Below are 18,229 nucleotides of genomic sequence, written 5' to 3'. Positions count from 1 at the left end.
ATGGAACGCCCCGCATTCAAGCAGATCATGATCGGCACGGCATCCGCGCTGGCCTGCCTGGTCGGCCTGGCCGCTCATGCCCAGGACATCGACTGGAAAGGCAAGCTTGCCGACCAGGCCGGCAAGACGCTGAAGCTGATCAGCATCAGCGATCCCTTCATCGAGGCGATCAAGGCCACCAAGGACGACTTCACCAAGCTCACCGGCGCCAAGGTGGAGGTCGACGGCAACGGCTATGACGCCCTGCACGACAAGGAGCTGTTGAACTGTTCGCAGAACGACAGCAGCTACGACGTGCTGCTCATCGACGGCATCTGGATCGGCGAGTTCGTCGAGGCAGGCTGCATCGATGCTCTCGACGACCGCATCGCCAAGGAAGATCCCAAGGTGATCGCCTGGGACGACTACACCGCCTCGGGTGCCGGCCAGGCGAGCTGGGACAACAAGAAATACTGCCTGCCCGTCGCGATCTACTACGAGCTGATGTATTACCGCACGGACCTGTTCGAAAAGGCGAAGATGCAGCCGCCCAAGACCTTCGAGGACTTGCAGAAGGCGGCCAAGTTCTTCACTAACAACCCGGATTTCCCGGGCGTCTATGGCTACGCCATGAACAACCAGCGTGGCGCGGCGGCCGGGCAGCAATATTTCGAGTGGATCTTCAATGCCGGCGGCTCGCCCTGGAAGAGCAATGTCATCGGGGCCGCCGATCCCTATGCCGACATGACGCCGACCCTCAACTCGCCCGAGTCTCTCGATCTCGTGCAGTTCTTCAAGGACATGGTGAAATTCGGCCCGCCCGGTGTCGAGAGCTACGCTTGGGACGAGCGCGCGAGCGCCTTTGCCAGCGGCAAGCTCGCCATGATGAACGACTGGTCGGTGCGCGCCCAGATCGCCAACGATCCCAAGACCAGCCAGATCGCCGGCAAGTTCGGCAGCGTCCTGATGCCGTCCAAGGCGGGCAAGCCGGTTCCGCCGGTCGGCGGCTGGGTCATGTGCCTCAACGCCCATGGCACCCAGAAGGACGCGGCCTGGGATTTCATGAAGTGGTATGCGAGCCCGGCCGAGCATAAGCGCTATGCCCTGGCTGGCGGAACGCCGAGCCGCCTGAGCGCCATCAACGATGCCGAGGTCCAGGCCAAATATCCCTGGACCAAGACCATCGCCGAGGCCCAGAAGACGGCCTGGACCGAGGTACGCCCGCGTATTCCCGCCACCTTCCAGCTGATCGATACCATCGGCGTCAACGTCAACAAGGCGATCATCGGCGAGATGTCGGTGAAGGATGCCATGGACGATGCCAACGCCAAGGCCACGCAGCTCCTGAAGTCTTCCGGCGCCCTGAAGTAAGCTCGGCGGGTGCGGCCCGCTCCATGTCTTGACAGGACGACCCCTCCTCCGGCCTTGGGGGAGGGGTCTCGGCAGCCAACCAGAGGCGGAACGCCATGCAGCCCGCGGCCATCGTATCTTCCCATGACCTGCCCCGGCGGCGGCTTGCCTTCCTGCGCAACGACCGCCTGCAGCAGACGGCCTTCATCCTGCCGACCTGTCTCTTCCTGCTGTTCCTGACCATCTATCCCTTCGTCTATTCAGTCTATCTCAGCTTGCACCAGGTCAAGCTCACCACGCTGCAGCGGGCCGTGTTCACCGGCTTCGACAATTATCTCTTCCTGCTGCATGACGGGTTGTTCCTGCGCGCCCTCCTCAACACGGCCATCCTCGGCGTGAGCTCGATCTCGCTGGAGATCGTCATCGGCTTCACAGCCGCGAAGGTCTTCTACGAGCTGTCGCATCTGCGCTGGGTCGGGGCGCTGCGCTCGCTCTATCTGATGCCGATGATGGTAACGCCGCTGATCGTCGGCATGATCTTCGCCTATCTGTTCAACCCGACATTGGGGGTGGTGAACTACGTCATCCAGCTCGTCGGGCTCACGCCCGTCTCCTGGTTCGGCGAACCCGTCACCGCCATGGTTTCCATGGTGCTGATCAATGTGTGGCAGTGGTCGCCCTTCATGATGCTGCTGTGCCTGGCGGCCCTGACCTCGATCCGCACCGATCTCTACGAGGCAGCCCGCGTCGACGGCGCGCGCTGGCACCATATCCTGTGGTCGCTGGAAGTGCCCTCGATCCTCAACGTCGTGCTGCTTGGCGTGATCCTGCGCATCATCGACGTGCTGCGCTTCTTCGACGTCATCTATGTCACCACGCGCGGCGGACCGGGCGATGCCACCATGGTGGTGACGCTCTATGCCTACCAGCAGGACTTCCAGTATTTCCAGATCGGGGTCGGCTCGGCCGCCGCCGTTCTCATCCTCGTCATCAGCATCGTCATCACCACCTTCGCGGTGCGCCTGCTGAGGAGCGTGGAAAATGCATAGCATCCGCGGCAAGGACATCGGGCTCGTCATCGCAGCTCTCGCCTTCACGGCCTTCGCCGTCGGGCCGCTACTATGGATCGGCCTGAGCTCGTTCAAGAACACCAGCGAGATCATCGCCATTCCGCCCGTCTGGATCCCCGACTTCACCTATCTCGACAATTACGTCCATATCTTCACCGATTACTGGCCCTTCATCCTGAACTCGGTGGTGGTGACGCTCGGCGCCACGGCCCTGGCGCTGCTGTTCGCAATTCCCACCGCCTTCGGCCTGGTGAACTTCCAGATGCGCTCCTCCAACGCGATCGCCGACTGGATCCTGTCGACGCGCATGATGCCGCCGATCGCCGCCGCGGTGCCGCTTTTCGTGATCTTCAGGGGGCTCGGCCTGCTCGACAGCGTATGGGCGCTGATCATCGCCTATGCCGGCTTCAACTTGCCCTTCGCCGTCTGGGTCTCGATGTCCTTCCTGCGCCGGGTCCCGCGCGAGGTGATCGAGGCGGCGCGGCTGGAAGGCTGCAGCTGGGTCCAGGTGCTGGTGCGGATCGCCCTGCCCATGAGCCTGAGCGGCGTGATGACGGTGGCGACCTTCGTCTTCATCTTCTGCTGGAACGAGTTCCTGCTCTCGCTGTTCCTGACCACCCGTTCGGCCCGCACGCTGCCGGTGGTGATCTCCTCCTTCATCGGCACAGGCAAGGTCTATTGGGACCTGATCGCCGCCGCGTCGATCATCCAATGCGTGCCACCGGTAATCTTCACTCTCTTCATGCAGCGCCACATCGTCTCGGGAATGACGATGGGCGCTGTCAAGGACTGACCTGCGACCATGACCCTGGAGATCCCACATGTCTGAACTAGCCCAGCGCGGCCGGAATCGCGCAGCCGTCGTCACCGGCGCGAGCCGTGGCATCGGGCGAGCCATCGTCAAGCGCCTAGCGGCCGAGGGCTACCACGTCGTCGCCAACGACATCGAACGCCAGCGCGCAGAAATGGAGACGCTGCGGGCCGAGGTCGAGGCCGACGGAGGACGGTGCGACATCGCCTATGCCGATGTCAGCAACCCCGACGACGTCGCCTCGCTCGCGGAATACGCCCTTGCCCGCTGCGGCACCATCGACGTCCTGGTCAACAATGCAGGTGTCCTGTCGGTCCACAAGGTCGAGGATATCGAGCCCGACGAATGGGATCGCATGTATGACGTCAACACCAAGGGCACCTTCATGGTGACCAAGGCGCTGCTCGGTCATTTCCGGCAGCGCAAGGCCGGCCGCATCATCAACATCGCCTCCATCGGCGGCAAGCGCGGTGGCGTCGGCCAGGCCCATTACTGCTCTTCCAAGGCCGCGGTGATCAGCTTCACCCACATCCTGGCCATGGAAGTCGGCCTCGACGGCATCACCGTCAATGCGGTGTGCCCCGGCATCATCGACACCGATATGGGCCGCAACAATTATCGCGACGAGGAGTCGTTGAGAAAGGTGATCGAGAAGACCACGCTCGGGCGCCTGGGTTATCCCGAGGATGTCGTCGGATCCGTCGCCTTTTTCGCATCCGATGATGCATCCTTCATCACCGGGCAGGCGCTCAACGTCTGCGGCGGCATCATCTTCCACTGAAACCATCACCCCCTGCTGAAAGAAAGACCAGCATCGTGAACAATAAACTGGGACTGCACGCCTTTGTCTGGACGCCCGGCTGGAGCCACGAGCAATGCGCTCGGGCCATCGGGAAGACGGCGGAACTGGGCTATGACATCATCGAGGCGCCGGCCCTCGATCCGAGCGTGTTCGACGTGGATTTCACGCGGCGCGAGCTCGAAAAGGCCAATGTCGGCATCACCTTCTCGCTCGGCCTTGATGCCACCACCGATATTTCGAACGGCGATCCCGAGATGGCCAAGCGCGGGGAGCGGCGCCTTCTCGACATCGTCTCCATCGCCCGGGACCTGAAGGGCACGCATATCTGCGGGATCATCTATTCGGCGTTCCAGAAATATTCGGTGCCGCCCACCAAGGACGGCGTCGCCCGCGCGGTCGAAGTCCTGCAGCGCGTCGCCGAGCAGGCGGCCAAGAGCGACATCACCCTCGGGCTGGAGGTGGTCAACCGCTATGAGAGCAACGTGCTCAACACGGCGGCGCAGGCGGTCGAGATGTGCAAGCGCATCGGTGAGCCGAACGTCAAGGTCCATCTCGACTGCTATCACATGAACATCGAGGAGGCCGACGTCGCCGCCGCCATCGTGGAGACCGGACCGCTGCTCGGCTATTTCCATACCGGCGATTCGAACCGGGGCTATCTCGGCACCGGGTCGATCGATTTCAAGATGATCTTCCGCGCCCTCGCCAAGGCCAACTACCAGGGGCCGATCACCTTCGAATCCTTCTCCTCCCGGGTCGTCGGCCAGCCTCTCGAAGGCATTCTCGGCATCTGGCGTGACCTGTGGGACGACGGGGACGACCTTGCCGCACACGCCAAGATCTTCACCCAGGCCCATCTCAAGGCCGCCTACGAGACCGAAAAGCGCGGCCGCAGCGGCCTCGTCTAGATCTCAGCCATCAGGAGGTGACCATGGGAAGCATTCAGTTCGACCGTGTCAGCAAGAAGTATGGATCCCAGCAGGTCATCTCCGATGTCAGCCTGGAGGTGAAGGACGGCGAGTTCGTGGTGTTCGTCGGCCCGTCGGGCTGCGGAAAGTCGTCGCTGCTTCGGCTCATCACCGGCCTGGAGCAGCTCTCGGATGGCCGCGTGCTGATCGACGGCATGGACGTCTCCCGGCTCGCGCCGGCGGACCGTCGCATCGCCATGGTCTTCCAGTCTTACGCGCTCTATCCGCATATGAGCGTGCGCGACAATATCGGCTTTGGCCTGAAGATCGCCGGCATGTCCAGGCAGGAAATCGCCGGCAAGGTGGCGGAAGCCTCGCGCATCCTGGCCCTGGAGGACTACCTGGACCGCAAGCCCCGCCAGCTTTCCGGCGGCCAGCGCCAGCGCGTGGCGATCGGGCGGGCCATCGTGCGCTCGCCCACCGCCTTCCTGTTCGACGAACCCCTGTCCAATCTCGATGCGGCCCTGCGCGTGCAGATGCGCATCGAGCTGATCCGGCTGCATCGCAGCCTTCGCACCACGATGATCTATGTCACCCACGACCAGGTCGAGGCCATGACGATGGCCGATCGTATCGTGGTGCTGCGGGCCGGGAATGTCGAGCAGTTCAGCACACCGCTCGAACTCTACGACCACCCCGCCAATCTCTTCGTCGCGAGCTTCATCGGCTCGCCCAAGATGAACTTCCTGGCTGCGGTGCCGGGCGGCGACAGGGAGGTCGAGCTGCCCGGTGGCTCGAAAGTGGCCCTGCCGGCTGGCCGAAGCGCTCGGCTGGACCGCCAGATGACCTTCGGCATCCGCCCCGAGCACGTCCTCTATTCGCCCGACGACGGTCTGTGGCAGGGCACGGTGTCGCTGGAGGAGCAACTCGGCAGCGATGCGCTCCTCTATGTCGACGTGCCGGCCTTGGGTGCCGTCACCGTGCGTGCGGTGGGAGAAAGGCGTTTCAAGACCGGCGACCGGATCTTCCTCACGCCGGATGCTGCCCGTCTCCATCTCTTCGACGCGGGTGGAACAGCGATCGCCGCTTGAGGGAGGCTTGCCTCCCGGCCGGTTTCTGTTCCAGAATTACTTGAAACATACTTCGCGATCACTTTCCCCCGTGATGCTGAAAGAACGAGGTGCAGGAAAAGTCTATAATATTACGTCTGTAATACGCGCTGTTGGCGATAGAGATGCCAGCATGCGTTGTAAAATTGCCGCTTTCGCGGGCGCCCGGATCGCAATGAGGCGCAATTTGAAAAACCATAGGGATGGAATGCCATGAGTAGACCAGATGCAAAGGGCCGGCTTTCGAGTTGGCTGGATCGCTTTGCTCACGCCGCGGCGGCGGCCGACAAACCTGCGCTTCTCGCTCTGTTCGCCGCGGATTGCTACTGGCGCGATCTGCTGGCTTTCACCTGGAACCTTCATACTGCCGAGGGCAGACAGGGTGTTGGCGACCTGCTCGACGCGACCTTGGCGCGTGCCCGGCCCGGGACCTTTGCCGTGCAGGACGAAGCATCGGAAACCGACGGCGTCACGGAAGGATTTTTCACGTTCGAAACCAGCGAGGCGCGCTGTCGCGGCCATATCCGCCTCAAAGGCGATCTTTGCTGGACGCTGCTGACCTCGATGGAAGAGCTGAAGGGCTTCGAGGAGAAGAAGGGACGACGGCGCGTCATGGGCGCGCAACATGGCGTTCACCGCGATCGCCAGACCTGGTTGGAGCGACGGCAGGAAGAGGAGGCTTTCCTCGGCTTCGACACCCAGCCCTATTGCCTGATCGTCGGGGCGGGGCAGGGCGGCCTGGCGCTCGGAGCCCGGCTGAAGCGCCTCGGCGTGCCGACGCTCATCGTCGAGGCCCATGAGAGGCCGGGCGATTCATGGCGCAAGCGCTACAAGTCCCTCTGCCTGCATGACCCGGTCTGGTACGACCACATGCCCTATCTGCCTTTCCCCGATGACTGGCCCGTTTACACGCCCAAGGACAAGATGGCGGACTGGCTCGAAGCCTATGCCAGGGTCATGGAGCTCAATGTCTGGAGTTCCTCACCCTGCCGCAAGGCTTCCTTCGATGCCGCGCGAGGGCAATGGACCGTGGAGGTTCTCCGCGAGGGCAAGCCGGTTACGCTCACGCCCAGGCACCTCATTCTCGCGACCGGCATGTCCGGCATTCCCAATGAGCCCGCATTCGCCGGCATGGATCTTTTTGCGGGCGAGCAATGCCACTCCAGCCGCTACAAGAGCAGCGACGCCTATAGCGGCAAGAAATGCGTCGTCATCGGCTCGAACAACTCAGCCCACGATATTTGCGCCGATCTGTGGGAGAAGGGCGCCGACGTCACCATGGTGCAGCGCACCTCGACCCATGTCGCCAGCTCGGATGCGCTCTTCCGGTTCGGCACCAGCCGGCTCTATTCCGAGGACGCGCTGGAGCAGGGCATCGATACCGACAAGGCCGATTTGCTGAATGCCTCAGTGCCGTACAGGCTGATGCCGGAGCTTCTCAAGCCGGTGACGGCCTCCATCAAGGCTGCGGATGCCGATCTCTTGGGGAGGCTCGAAAAGGCCGGCTTCCTGCTCGATTTCGGCGACGACGAGTCCGGCCTGTTTCTCAAATATATGCGGCGCGGTTCGGGCTACTACATCGATGTCGGCGCTTCCAACCTGATCGCGAACGGTGACATCAAGCTGAAGAGCGGCGTTGGAGTCCGCGAAATCACCCGCAAGGGCGTGATGCTCAGCGACGGCACCGAACTGCCGGCCGATCTCATCGTCTACGCCACCGGCTATGGCTCGATGAACGGCTGGGCGGCCAGGCTGATTTCGCAGGAGGTCGCGGACAAGGTGGGCAAGGTCTGGGGGCTCGGCTCCGACACCACCAAGGATCCCGGGCCCTGGGAGGGCGAACCGCGCAACATGTGGAAGCCGACCCGGCAGGAAGGGCTCTGGTTCCATGGCGGCAACCTGCACCAGTCCCGCCATTATTCCCAATATCTCGCCTTGCAGTTGAAGGCGCGCATGGAAGGAATACCCACGCCGGTATTCGGCATCCCGCCGGTCCATCATCTGGCATGACGAAGGCGAAAGGACCGGTCGGCGGCGGTCCGCCGTGATCGCCGCGAGGTCCGCGGGAATCCAGGGGAAGAGGACCCGGTGGTCGGTATCGACCACCGGCAGCGCGTGGATGTCCTACGACATGATGAGCCCGCCATCAACATTGATGGTCTGGCCAGTGATGTAGGCGGCGTCCTGGCTGGCCAGGAACGCGACCAGGCCGGCGACGTCCTCGCCATTGCCGGCACGGGCCATCGGGATGTTGCGGACCCATTCGGCCATCAGTTCGCCGGGCTTGTAGTCGCCGAGCAGCTTGCCCCAGGCGGTATCGTTATAGGCCCACATGTCCGTTTCGATGATGCCGGGGCAGAAGGCGTTGACGGTGATGCCTTCCTTCGCGACTTCCTTGGCCAGGCTTTGGGTAACGCCGACGACGCCGAATTTGGAGGCCGCGTAGTGCGGCGTGAAGATGAAGCCCTGCCGTGCCTGTCCCGAGGCGGTGTTGATCAGGCGGCCGCCCTTGCCATGCTTGCGGATGCGCCGGATTGCTTCCTGGCAGCACAGGAACACGCCCTTGGTGTTGACGTCCATGACCTTGTCCCACTCCGCCTCGGTCATGTCCTCGATCCGCGCGATGGTGATGACGCCGGCATTCTGGACCGAGATATCCACTTTGCCGAATTGCTGTTCGGCGGCATCGTAGAGCGCGGCCACGCTGGCCTTGTCCGTGACGTCGGCGACGAAGGCCGCCGCCTTGCCGCCTTGCGACTTGATCTCGGCGGCCACCTCCTCGACGCGCGCCTCGTTGGCGCTCACGACGACCGCCGCGCCTTCCCGGGCAAAGCGTCGTGCGATGGCGGCGCCGATGCCTCGACTGGCGCCGGTGATCACGACGGTTTTTCCGGTGAAACGGGAGGGGGCGGTCATGGCTTTTCCTTTCAGGTTTTTCGGGGTGGATCGCCGCCGAGCAACTGCTCGGCGGTGAAGTGATCGGTAATGAGGACGTCGATGTAGCCGCCGAGCATGGCGGCCCGGATGGCCGGCACCTTGCGGCTGCCGCCGGCGACGGCGACGACCCGCTTGGCGGCCTTGATTTCCTCGAGCGGTATCGAGATGACCCTGTCGTTGAGGGGGGTGATCACCGGCCTGCCGTCTGCATCGAAGAAGCGCAGGCCCATGTCGCCGACGGCGCCATGGGCAGCCAGTTCGTCCAGTTCCTCGCGGGTGAAGGCATTGCCTGAATTGACGAGCATGTAGGACGGCGTCATCGAGCCGATGCCGACCAGCATCAGGGTGATCTCCTGAAAGCAGCGCACCGTTTCCTCGACGAACGGGTCGGCCATCAGGACGTTCTTGCTCTCCGGCGAGCCGGCGACGCCCGGTGCCGGCAGGAATTGCGGTTTGGCATTGGTGAGCTGGGCGAGGCGGGTGACGATGTGCTGGGCATGGGACTGCATGGTGGGATTGCCCATGCCGCCGAAGATCTGCACCACCTTCTGCGCCTGGACGCGCTTGATCGGCGTGATCGCATCCACGGTCCGCATCAGCGACAGGCTCCAGGAGGAAACCCCGATCACTTCGTCATCGGCGATCGTCGATTCGAGGAAATGGGCGGCGGCATCGCCGATGGCGGCCAGAACGGTTTCGTCCCGTTCGCTGAGCGCCTCGGCAACGATGGCTTCCTCGATGCCGAAACGCTCGCGCAGGCCCGCCTCCAGCTCTGCAAAGACCCCCGGCGGCGGCGTGATCGAGATGCGGACGATGTTTTCGTCCAGGGCCTTCTTCAGCAGGCGCGAAACCCGCGCCTGCGGGATGTGCAGGCGCTCGGAGATATCGGACTGCTTGATGGCATCAAGGTAATACATCTGCGCAACGCGTGTGATGAGGCGGAGTTCGTCGGCCCTGGACATGGCTTCGGTCACTATCCGGCGAGAGAGCGATTATCGCGGGCAAGCTGCCGCACGAGGCGAACCTGCATTCTCGACCGGATCGTCGAAGGGCGACAAGCACGGATCTCACTCGTGCACCGTGACGTTGCCCCTGTTGGCATTCACCAGCACTCGAAGCCGCCATCGACCAGCAGGTCGACGCCCGTCACGAAGGACGAAGCGCGCGAAGCGAGGAAAACGGCCGGTCCCACCATCTCGTCGACGGTTGCCATGCGGCCCATCGGGGTCTCGGCTTCGAAGCGCTTCACCTGTTCGGCGACCTCCGCACGCAGGTTCATGGGCGTGGAGGTATAGCCTGGGCTGATCGCATTGACGCGGATGCCGCGATCGACCCACTCCATCGCCAGGCTCTTGGTCAGGTGGACGACGCCGGCCTTGGAGGTGTTGTAGTGGATCTGCTGGATGCCCCGATTGACGATCGAACCGGACATCGAGGCAATGTTCACGATGGTGCCGCTCCGGCGCGGCAGCATGACGCGAGCCTCCGCCTGGCACGACAGGAAGATGCCGGTCAGGTTGATGTCCAGCATGCGCTGCCATTGATCGAGCGGCATGTCCTCGGCTGGCGCTGCATTGGCGATGCCGGCGGCATTGACGGCGATGCTCAGCGGACCCACCGACTTCTCGGCTTCCTGGATGCCTCGTGCAAGATCGTCCGCCTGGGTGACGCTGCCGGCCAGGGCAACGACCTTGCGGCCGAGCTTTTCGATGGCGCTGACCGTATCGCCGATGGTCGCCGAACCGGGCAGGTCGAAGCAGGCGACGTCGGCGCCCGCCTCCGCGAGGCCGATGGCGATCCGTTGGCCGATGCCGCTGCCGGCGCCCGTGACGAAGGCGGCCTGGCCGTCCAGTCTGAAGATCTCCATGTTCGCTCCTGGCGTCAAAGTGTGGCGCGTTCCATTACGGAGACGCGATTGGCTTGATTGCGATCGAGAATGCCGCGATTGAGGCCGCGGCTGAGCACCATCACGCGATTGGACAGGCCGAGGACCTCGTCCAGGTCTGAGGAGACCACGATGACAGCAAGCCCCTGATGGGCAAGGTCCGCGATCACCTCGTAGATCTGCGCACGGGCGCCGACGTCGATTCCCCGGGTCGGCTCGTCGAGGATGACCACCTTGGGACGGCGCGAGATGCATTTGGCCAGCACGACCTTCTGCTGGTTGCCTCCTGAAAGATGGCCGACGGGCTGGCCGGCGCTGCCCTTCACACCGAAACGCTTGATGTTCTGGTTGGCGTAGCTGCGTACGGCGCCCGATGTCACGATGCCGGAGGGGGCGATCCGGGGATAATTGCCCAGGGCGATGTTGTCGCCGATCGTGTGCTCCAGGATGAGGCCCTGGTCCTTGCGATCCTCCGGCACCAGCACGATGCCGGCCGCCAGGCTGTCGGCCGGCCTGCGCGGGGAAAGCGGCTTGCCGTCGATGGTGATCGAGCCGGTGGCGATGGGATCGGCGCCGGCGATGGCGCGCACCAGCTCGGTACGCCCGGCACCTACGATGCCGGCGATGCCGAAGACCTCGCCGGCGTGCACGTTGAAGCTGATGTCGCGAAAGGATTTGTCGGGTGCGCTCAGACCTTCGACGCGCAGGACCTCCCGGTCGGCCGGCGTGGTCATGGCCGGAAACATGCGTTCGACCGAGCGGCCGACCATGGCCTCGACCAGGGTCTTCACCGGCACCTGTGCCGTGGCGTAGGTACCGACCAGCCGCCCGTCCCGAAGCACGACGACGCGATCGGCGATGCGCGCGATCTCGTCCAGGCGATGGCTGATATAGACGAAGCCCATGCCTTCCTTCTTCAGGCGCTCGATCTGTTCGAAGAGATGATCGGTTTCCTCGCCGCCCAGGGCGGCGGTCGGTTCGTCGAGGATCAGGAACTTGGCATCGAGGGTGAGCGCCTTGGCGATCTCGACCTGCTGCTGGGCGGCGACGCGCAGATGGCGCACCAGGGTCGAGGTGGGCACGTCGAGGCCCAGACGATGGAGCTGTTCGGCGGCGCGCCTTGCCATAAAGGCGCGATCGACCCGGCCTGACTTCGTGGGCTGGCGGCCCACGAAGACGTTCTCCGCGATGGTGAGATCGGGCAGGAGCCGCATCTCCTGGTGGATCAGGCCGATGCCGCGCGCGAGCGCATCGGCGGGACTGGCCGGCGCATAGGGCTCGCCGTTCCAGGTCATCGTGCCGGCGGTCGGCTGGATCAGCCCGGCGATGATGGAGGAGATGGTCGACTTGCCGGCTCCGTTCTCACCGAGCAGGGCGACCACTTCGCCGGGCCGGACATCGATGTCGACGCCCTCGAGCACCGTCACCGGCCCATAGCGCTTGGAGGCGCCGCGCACCGACAGGCCGGCGGTGAATGGTTCTGGGGATTCATTCATGACGGGCCTCCTGCAGAGGGGTGCCCGGCCGCCTTGGCACAGCCGGGGATCCGATGAAGAGCGGGCATGCTCGCGAGGAGCATTCGCAAGGGGCGTTCGAATGTCTGCGGCGCTCGAAGCGCGCCGCAGACGGGTCGGGCCTCAAGGGTGCTCGGCGATGTACTGATCCACATTGTCCTTGGTGGTCAGTGCCGCATCCTGCAACTGCTCGGCCGGCACCTTCTTGCCGGCGACGAGGTCGAGCGCCGATTGCAGGGCAAGCTTGCCCATGAATTGGGTGCGCTGCGTCATGGTGGCGTCGAGCGTGCCGTCCTTGACGGCCTTGAGACCGGCAAGGTCGCCGTCGAAGCCGAAGACCCAGACCTTGTGATCGGAGCCGGAGGCCTTGGCCGCCTGCGCGGCGCCGAGGGCGAGGGCGTCGGCACGGCCGAAGAAGATGCTGATGGTGGGGTCACGCTGCAGCATGTTCTGGGCGATGTTGAAGCCCTCGTCCTTCATCCACATCTTGGAAGCCTCGCGGCCGACTTCCTTGATGCCGGCGCAATTGGCCATGGCTTCCTTGAAGCCCTTGTCGCGATCCTGCTCCGGCGTGGTGCCGATCTGACCCTGGATGATGGCGAGATCCCCCTTGCCGCCGGTGACCTTGCAGACATAGTCGCCGAGCGTCTTGGCCGCCGCCACCGAGTTGGTGGCGATGAAGGTATCGCCCGGGGCGTCGGCCGGGTTGCGGTCGACGGCGATGACCGGAATGCCGGCAGCCTTGGCGGCCTTAACCGGCACGCTGGCGGCTGCGGCACCGGCAGGAATGTAGATGAGGGCCTGGACCTTCTGCGTGATCAGGTCCTGGATCTGGCTGACCTGGGTGGCGCCATCGCCCTTGGCATCGACGGTGACGACCTCCGCTCCCATCGCCGCGGCGTTCTTCTCGACCGACTGCTTGATCTGGTTGAAGAAATCGGCCTGGAGATTGGCGACGGCAAGGCCGACCTTGACCTTGTCGGCGGCCCAGGCGCCGGAGACGGCGAGGGGTGAAACGGCGAAGGCAAGCGTCAGGCCGAGAGCGTGGATGGTTCTGCTCATGGGAGGTTTCCTCGGTTGGAGTTCTTGTTGCAGGCGTGGTTGGAGACACCGGGGAGGGCATCGCCCGCCCCGATCGGGTTACCGGCGTCGCCGGATGAGGGTGTCGAAGGCGACGGCGGCCGCGATCATGATCCCGATGATCACGTCCTTGTCGTAGGTCTGCGCGCCGATCTGGCTGAGGCCCGAATTGAGCACGCCGATGATCAGGATGCCGATCAGCGTGCCGCCGATGCTGCCGACGCCGCCGGAAAGGGACGCCCCGCCGATCACCACGGCGGCGATGGCGGTGAGCTCATAGCCGAGCCCGTCGTAAGGCTGGGAGGTCTGCAGCCGGGCGGCATTGGCCATGCCGGCGATCGCCGACAGGGCGCCAGCCACGGCATAGACGACGACGATCTGCAGTTTCACCGAAATGCCGGCCAGGCGTGCCACCTCCGGATTGCCGCCGATCGCATAGAGGTTGCGTCCCGCCGGGCGGTATTTCAGGAAAGCCCAGGTCAGCACGACAAGCAGAAGGAAGAAGGCGGTGGTGGCGGTGATCAGCCCGAAATGGCGATAGGTGTTGAGCGTGTTGAAGGCGTCGGGCCAGCCGGAAACCACGTTTCCGTCCGTATACTTGTTGGCGAGGCCGCGGGCGACCGTCATCATGGCGAGGGTTGCGATGAAGGGCGGCAGGCGTGCCTGCGTGATCAAGAGGCCCGAGACCAGGCCGCAGGCCGCCCCGGCGAGGATGCCGAGAAGCAGGGCCGGTACGAAAGGCAGCCCGACGGTGGAGAACAGCCAGCCCGTGGTCATGGCCGAGAAGGCCAGGACGGAGCCGACCGACAGGTCGATCCCGCCGGTGATGATCACCAGCGTCATGCCGATGGCGAGGATGCCGTAGACCGTGACCTGGTCGAAGATGATGATGGCGTTCTGCACCGTGAAGAAATGCGGCGCCCGGATCGAGAAGAAGGCGATCAGCACGAGGAGGCCGATCAAGGGTCCCCAGACGCCTCCGGTCAGGTCGACCTTGAAGCGCGGCCTCGCTCGATCCGAATTCTCTACTTGGGCTGACATGTTCCCTCCTTCCCGCTTTGGTTCTTTCGCCCTTGTCGTGGCTCTTGGTTTGGGTGAGACGCGGATCCAGGCACTTGTCTACGCACTTGGCCGGAAGCGTGAGCGTGCGACGGCATCGAGCCAGCGCCGGCGCTCGGCCTGGCGTTCGGCTGGCCGCATCGATGGTTCGAAGACATCCCGAGGACGATCGAGCCCCGCCAGTGTCCCGGCATCCCAGAACCCGGCCTTCAGGCCCGCCAGATGGGCGACACCCAGCGCCGAGAGCTCGGCGGTATGCCCTCGCAGGATGGGCCGGCCGATCATGTCGGCCTCCATCTGCATGAGCTGGTCGTTGCGTGTGGGGCCGCCATCGACATGCAGCCGGTGCACGGGCGAGCCGCTGCGCTGGAGGGCCTCGACGACATCGGCGATCTGGTGCGCAATGCTGTCGATGGCCGCGCGGGCGATGGCATTCCTGTCGGTGCCGAGCGTTATGCCCGTCAGCAGGCCGACGGCCTCTGCGTCCCACCACGGCGCACCGAGCCCCGTGAAGCCGGGCACCAGGGCAATGCTGCTCGGGGTCGCATTCGCCAACCTTGCCAATTCGTCCGTATCGACGCCGAGAATACCGGCCACCCACCGCAAGGTGGAGCCCGCCGCCCGGATATTGCCTTCGGCGGCGAGGGCGAGCCGCTCGGGTCCGACACCGTCGATGGCCCAGGCGATGGTGAGGCACAGGCCCGGATCGAGCGCGGCTCCATCGGGAATCAGGCCCATCACGGACGAGCCGGTTCCCTGCGTGGCCTTGGCTTCGCCGGGCCGGATCGCGCCATGCGCAAAGAGCGCCGCATGGGAATCGGCCATCACGGCCAGGAGAGGGATTCCGTCCGGCAGGGGCGCGAGACCGCGAAGGCTTGGAAAGGGACCGCTCGAGGCCGTGAGGCGGGGCAGTGTTTCGGCCGGTACGCCGAACAGCTCCAGAAGGCCTTCATCCCAGCGGCCCTTGACGACGTCGAGCAACTGCGTGCGGGAGGCATTGCCCGCCTCGATGAGATGATCGTCGGACAGACGGCTCAGCAGCCAGCTGTCGATGGTGCCGATGCGGATGTCGCCGGCGCGGGCCTTGGTGCGATCGGGATCGACCTGGTCGAGCAGCCAGCGCAATTTGAGGGCGGAGAACATCGGGTCGAGCGGCAGGCCGCTGACCCGGCGCACCCGGGCGAGCGCTTCGGGCGTGCCGATCGCCTGCGCCAGGGCCGCTGTTCGCTGATCCTGCCAGGACAGGACGGGCGAGAGTGGAGCACCTGTCTTGCGGTCCCACAGCAGGCAGGATTCCCTTTGCGTGCTGATGCCGGCGGCGACGACTGCCCGGGCCTGTTCGGGCGTGACGCAGGCCGCCACGGCGGTCCTGATGCTCTGCCAGATCTCACCGGCGTCCTGCTCGACCCAGCCGGGCTGGGGGTGGCTTTCGCGCAGCGGCGCCTGTCCGCGCGCGACCACGGCGCCGGTGCTGTCGACCAGCAGACACTTGGTGGAGCTCGTGCCCTGGTCGATCGCGAGAACGAGCGGGCCGGCCATCAATGTGCACCCTTGCCCAGGAGGGCGAGTGCCGCCTCGACGATGCCCTTGGCGTTCAGGCCGAAATGATCGAGCAGGAACTGGGTATCGCCCGTCGGCGCAAAGCCCGGGACGCCGAGAATGCGCATCGGCACGGGATGGTGCTGGGCAACCGTCTCTGCAACGGCACCACCGAGCCCTCCGACATTGATCGCCTCTTCTGCCGTGACGATGCGACCGGTTTCTCGGGCTGCCTTCAGGATGGTTTCCTCATCCAGCGGCTTCAGCGTCGAGACATTCAGGACGCGGGCGGAGACGCCTTGTGCCGCAAGCAGGTCCGCTGCTTCCAGGGCTCGCGACACCATGGTGCCGATCGCGGCCAGAGTGACGTCGCCGCCCTCGCGCAGCGTGCCGATCTTGCCGGGCTGGAAGCTGTCGCCCGGCCTGTTCACGGCGGGGATCTTGAAGCGGCCGACGCGCATGAATACGGGCTTTCCCGCATTCGCGGCCCAGCGCACCGCCTGGCGCGTTTCCTGCGGATCGGCTGGCGCCATCACCGTGAGTTCGGAAATTGCCCGCATCCAGGCGAAATCCTCGATGGAATGATGGGTGGGGCCCAATTCGCCATAGGCCATGCCCGGCGACATGCCGCACAGCACCACCGGATATTGCGAATAGGCGCAGTCCGCCTTGATCTGTTCGGTCGCCCGGCCGGTGAGGAAGGGAGCCGCTGCGCAGACGAAGGGGATCAGGCCGGCATTGGCGAGGCCGGCGCCGACGCCGACCATGTTCTGTTCGGCGATGCCGACATTGATCAGGCGGTCCGGAAACTCCTTCTGGAAGGCACCGAGATTGCTCGACCCGACGCTGTCGTTGCAGACGGCCACGATGCGGCTGTCGGCTCGGGCGAGGGCGATCAGTTCCTCGGCGAAGGCGACCCGGCAGTCGAATGTCTCCGGGGCGCCGGCGGGGCGGGGGGCTTCGGGGGCGCTCATAGCGACAATTCCTTCAATGCGATCTCGACCTGCTCGGCGCTCGGCACCTTGTGGTGCCACTCCACCCGGTCTTCCATGAAGGAGACGCCGCGGCCCTTATAGGTCTTGGCGATGACGGCCCGGGGGCGATCCGCGCCGCGGGCGGCAAGCACGTCGAACAAGGCCGCGGTGTCGTGGCCGTCGACGTCGATGGCTTCCCATCCGAAGGCGCGGAACTTGTCGGCAAGCGGTTCGAGCGTGTTGGTGGCCTCCGTGCCCGCGCCCTGCTGGAAGCGGTTGCGGTCGACGATGGCAGTGAGGTTGGACAGCTTGCGATGACCGGCAGCCATGGCTGCCTCCCAGTTCGAGCCTTCCTGCAACTCACCGTCGCCGAGCACCACGAAGGTGCGCCAATCTTGCCCGGCGATCGTGGCTCCGACAGCGGTGCCAACGCCGATCGGAAGGCCATGGCCGAGCGGGCCCGTATTGGCCTCGACGCCCGGAATCTTGCGGCGGTTGGGATGGCCGTTGAGGGCGGCCAGCGGCTTCATGAAGGTATCGACGGCGGCCGGATCGAAGAAGCCGCGCAGCGACAGCACGCTGTAGAAGGCGGCGGCGCAATGTCCCTTGGAGAGGATGAAACGATCCCGGTCCGGCTTGGCCGGGGCAGCGGGATCGACATTGAGCACGCCGAAATAGAGCGTGGTGAGGATGTCGGTCACCGAGAGGTCGCCGCCGACATGGCCAAGGCCTGCCTGGGCGACGGTCCTGACGATCTTGATCCGCACCTGGCGGGCAATTTCCGCCAGGGCCACGGGATCGGTTGTCTTCTCGAAGCTCGGATGCGCAACGGCTGCCAGCGGCGCCGGAAACGAGGCAGGGCCGGACGCGGCGGCATCAACGAGATTCAAAGCGTGAGGGGGCGCCGTCATCAGTCCTCCATGTCGATATGAATATTTATTCATATGTGATATTAAATTCATTCTGAGACTAGAAAGCGACCTTGTCAAGCGTCGTGAACGTCGACCGTTCGCAGAAGGGAGGCCAGGCAATGGAGGATGGGCGGCAATTGGCCTTCGAATGTCATCGAGCGCCCTGAACGGCGCCGACTTGGGAAGGCCCCGTTGTCTGCTGCAGGCCGCCCAATCGGCGGAGGAGAAAACGGCTCTCCAGCCATTTCAATCATCCGACGAATAACCCTTGTCGGGAGCACGGATCTCCTGTAGAAATGAG

General features: G+C 64.6%; 16 protein-coding genes. 7 read left to right on the top strand and 9 right to left on the bottom strand.

What is annotated here, in order from left to right:
- The 7 genes from BA190_RS00785 (at position 1) to BA190_RS00755 (ending at position 8,039) form a co-directional block, all read left to right on the top strand.
- Positions 1-1,350: an extracellular solute-binding protein gene (locus tag BA190_RS00785; RefSeq protein ID WP_068281504.1), complete on the top strand. Its 1,350-nt coding sequence runs from the start codon at positions 1-3 to the stop codon at positions 1,348-1,350.
- Positions 1,351-1,445: 95 nt separating this feature from the next.
- Positions 1,446-2,378 (top strand): carbohydrate ABC transporter permease, encoded by a 933-nt coding sequence (locus BA190_RS00780; protein ID WP_068281503.1) that lies wholly within the window; start codon positions 1,446-1,448, stop codon positions 2,376-2,378.
- A complete protein-coding gene (locus BA190_RS00775) occupies positions 2,371-3,192 on the top strand; it encodes a carbohydrate ABC transporter permease (protein WP_068281502.1) in 822 nt (273 codons plus the stop codon). The genes BA190_RS00780 and BA190_RS00775 overlap by 8 nt, the downstream gene beginning before the upstream one ends.
- Positions 3,193-3,220: 28 nt before the next feature.
- Positions 3,221-3,991: an SDR family NAD(P)-dependent oxidoreductase gene (locus tag BA190_RS00770; RefSeq protein ID WP_068281501.1), complete on the top strand. Its 771-nt coding sequence runs from the start codon at positions 3,221-3,223 to the stop codon at positions 3,989-3,991.
- A 35-nt stretch (positions 3,992-4,026) separates the two neighbouring features.
- A complete protein-coding gene (locus BA190_RS00765) occupies positions 4,027-4,920 on the top strand; it encodes a sugar phosphate isomerase/epimerase (protein WP_068281500.1) in 894 nt (297 codons plus the stop codon).
- A 23-nt stretch (positions 4,921-4,943) separates the two neighbouring features.
- On the top strand, positions 4,944-6,011 hold the full coding sequence (locus BA190_RS00760; protein ID WP_068281499.1) for an ABC transporter ATP-binding protein: 1,068 nt from the start codon (positions 4,944-4,946) through the stop codon (positions 6,009-6,011).
- A gap of 231 nt (positions 6,012-6,242) precedes the next feature.
- Positions 6,243-8,039 carry an NAD(P)/FAD-dependent oxidoreductase gene (locus tag BA190_RS00755; RefSeq protein WP_068281498.1) on the top strand — a complete coding sequence of 599 codons (1,797 nt, stop codon included), beginning with the start codon at positions 6,243-6,245 and terminating at the stop codon, positions 8,037-8,039.
- A gap of 114 nt (positions 8,040-8,153) precedes the next feature.
- Here BA190_RS00755 and BA190_RS00750 read toward each other — a convergent pair whose 3' ends face one another.
- The 9 genes from BA190_RS00750 to BA190_RS00710 form a co-directional block, all read right to left on the bottom strand.
- Positions 8,154-8,945, bottom strand: a complete 792-nt coding sequence (locus BA190_RS00750; RefSeq protein ID WP_068281497.1) for a glucose 1-dehydrogenase — start codon at positions 8,943-8,945, stop codon at positions 8,154-8,156.
- An 11-nt stretch (positions 8,946-8,956) separates the two neighbouring features.
- Positions 8,957-9,928: a sugar-binding transcriptional regulator gene (locus tag BA190_RS00745; protein WP_068281496.1), complete on the bottom strand. Its 972-nt coding sequence runs from the start codon at positions 9,926-9,928 to the stop codon at positions 8,957-8,959.
- A gap of 140 nt (positions 9,929-10,068) precedes the next feature.
- Positions 10,069-10,833 (bottom strand): SDR family oxidoreductase, encoded by a 765-nt coding sequence (locus BA190_RS00740; RefSeq protein WP_068281495.1) that lies wholly within the window; start codon positions 10,831-10,833, stop codon positions 10,069-10,071.
- A 14-nt stretch (positions 10,834-10,847) separates the two neighbouring features.
- Complete coding sequence (locus BA190_RS00735) at positions 10,848-12,347, bottom strand: sugar ABC transporter ATP-binding protein (protein ID WP_068281494.1); 1,500 nt, start codon at positions 12,345-12,347, stop codon at positions 10,848-10,850.
- 141 nt (positions 12,348-12,488) lie between these two features.
- On the bottom strand, positions 12,489-13,427 hold the full coding sequence (locus BA190_RS00730; RefSeq protein ID WP_068281493.1) for a sugar ABC transporter substrate-binding protein: 939 nt from the start codon (positions 13,425-13,427) through the stop codon (positions 12,489-12,491).
- 78 nt (positions 13,428-13,505) lie between these two features.
- Positions 13,506-14,486, bottom strand: coding sequence for an ABC transporter permease (locus BA190_RS00725; protein WP_068281492.1), 981 nt, complete (start codon positions 14,484-14,486; stop codon positions 13,506-13,508).
- Positions 14,487-14,564: 78 nt separating this feature from the next.
- Positions 14,565-16,043, bottom strand: a complete 1,479-nt coding sequence (locus BA190_RS00720) for a glycerol kinase (protein WP_068281491.1) — start codon at positions 16,041-16,043, stop codon at positions 14,565-14,567.
- The gene (locus BA190_RS00715; RefSeq protein ID WP_068281490.1) at positions 16,043-17,017 is read right to left on the bottom strand and encodes a transketolase family protein; all 975 of its coding nucleotides are present in this window, start codon (positions 17,015-17,017) and stop codon (positions 16,043-16,045) included. Before BA190_RS00715 ends, BA190_RS00720 begins: the two co-directional genes overlap by 1 nt.
- A complete protein-coding gene (locus BA190_RS00710; RefSeq protein WP_082979353.1) occupies positions 17,014-17,928 on the bottom strand; it encodes a transketolase in 915 nt (304 codons plus the stop codon). Before BA190_RS00710 ends, BA190_RS00715 begins: the two co-directional genes overlap by 4 nt.
- Positions 17,929-18,229: the final 301 nt, after the last annotated feature.

Source organism: Labrys sp. WJW, assembly GCF_001676615.1.
In the GTDB taxonomy this organism is placed as follows: domain Bacteria; phylum Pseudomonadota; class Alphaproteobacteria; order Rhizobiales; family Labraceae; genus Labrys; species Labrys sedimenti.
Note: the sequence above shows the minus strand (reverse complement) of the source record. Positions and strands in the feature narration are given on the sequence as shown.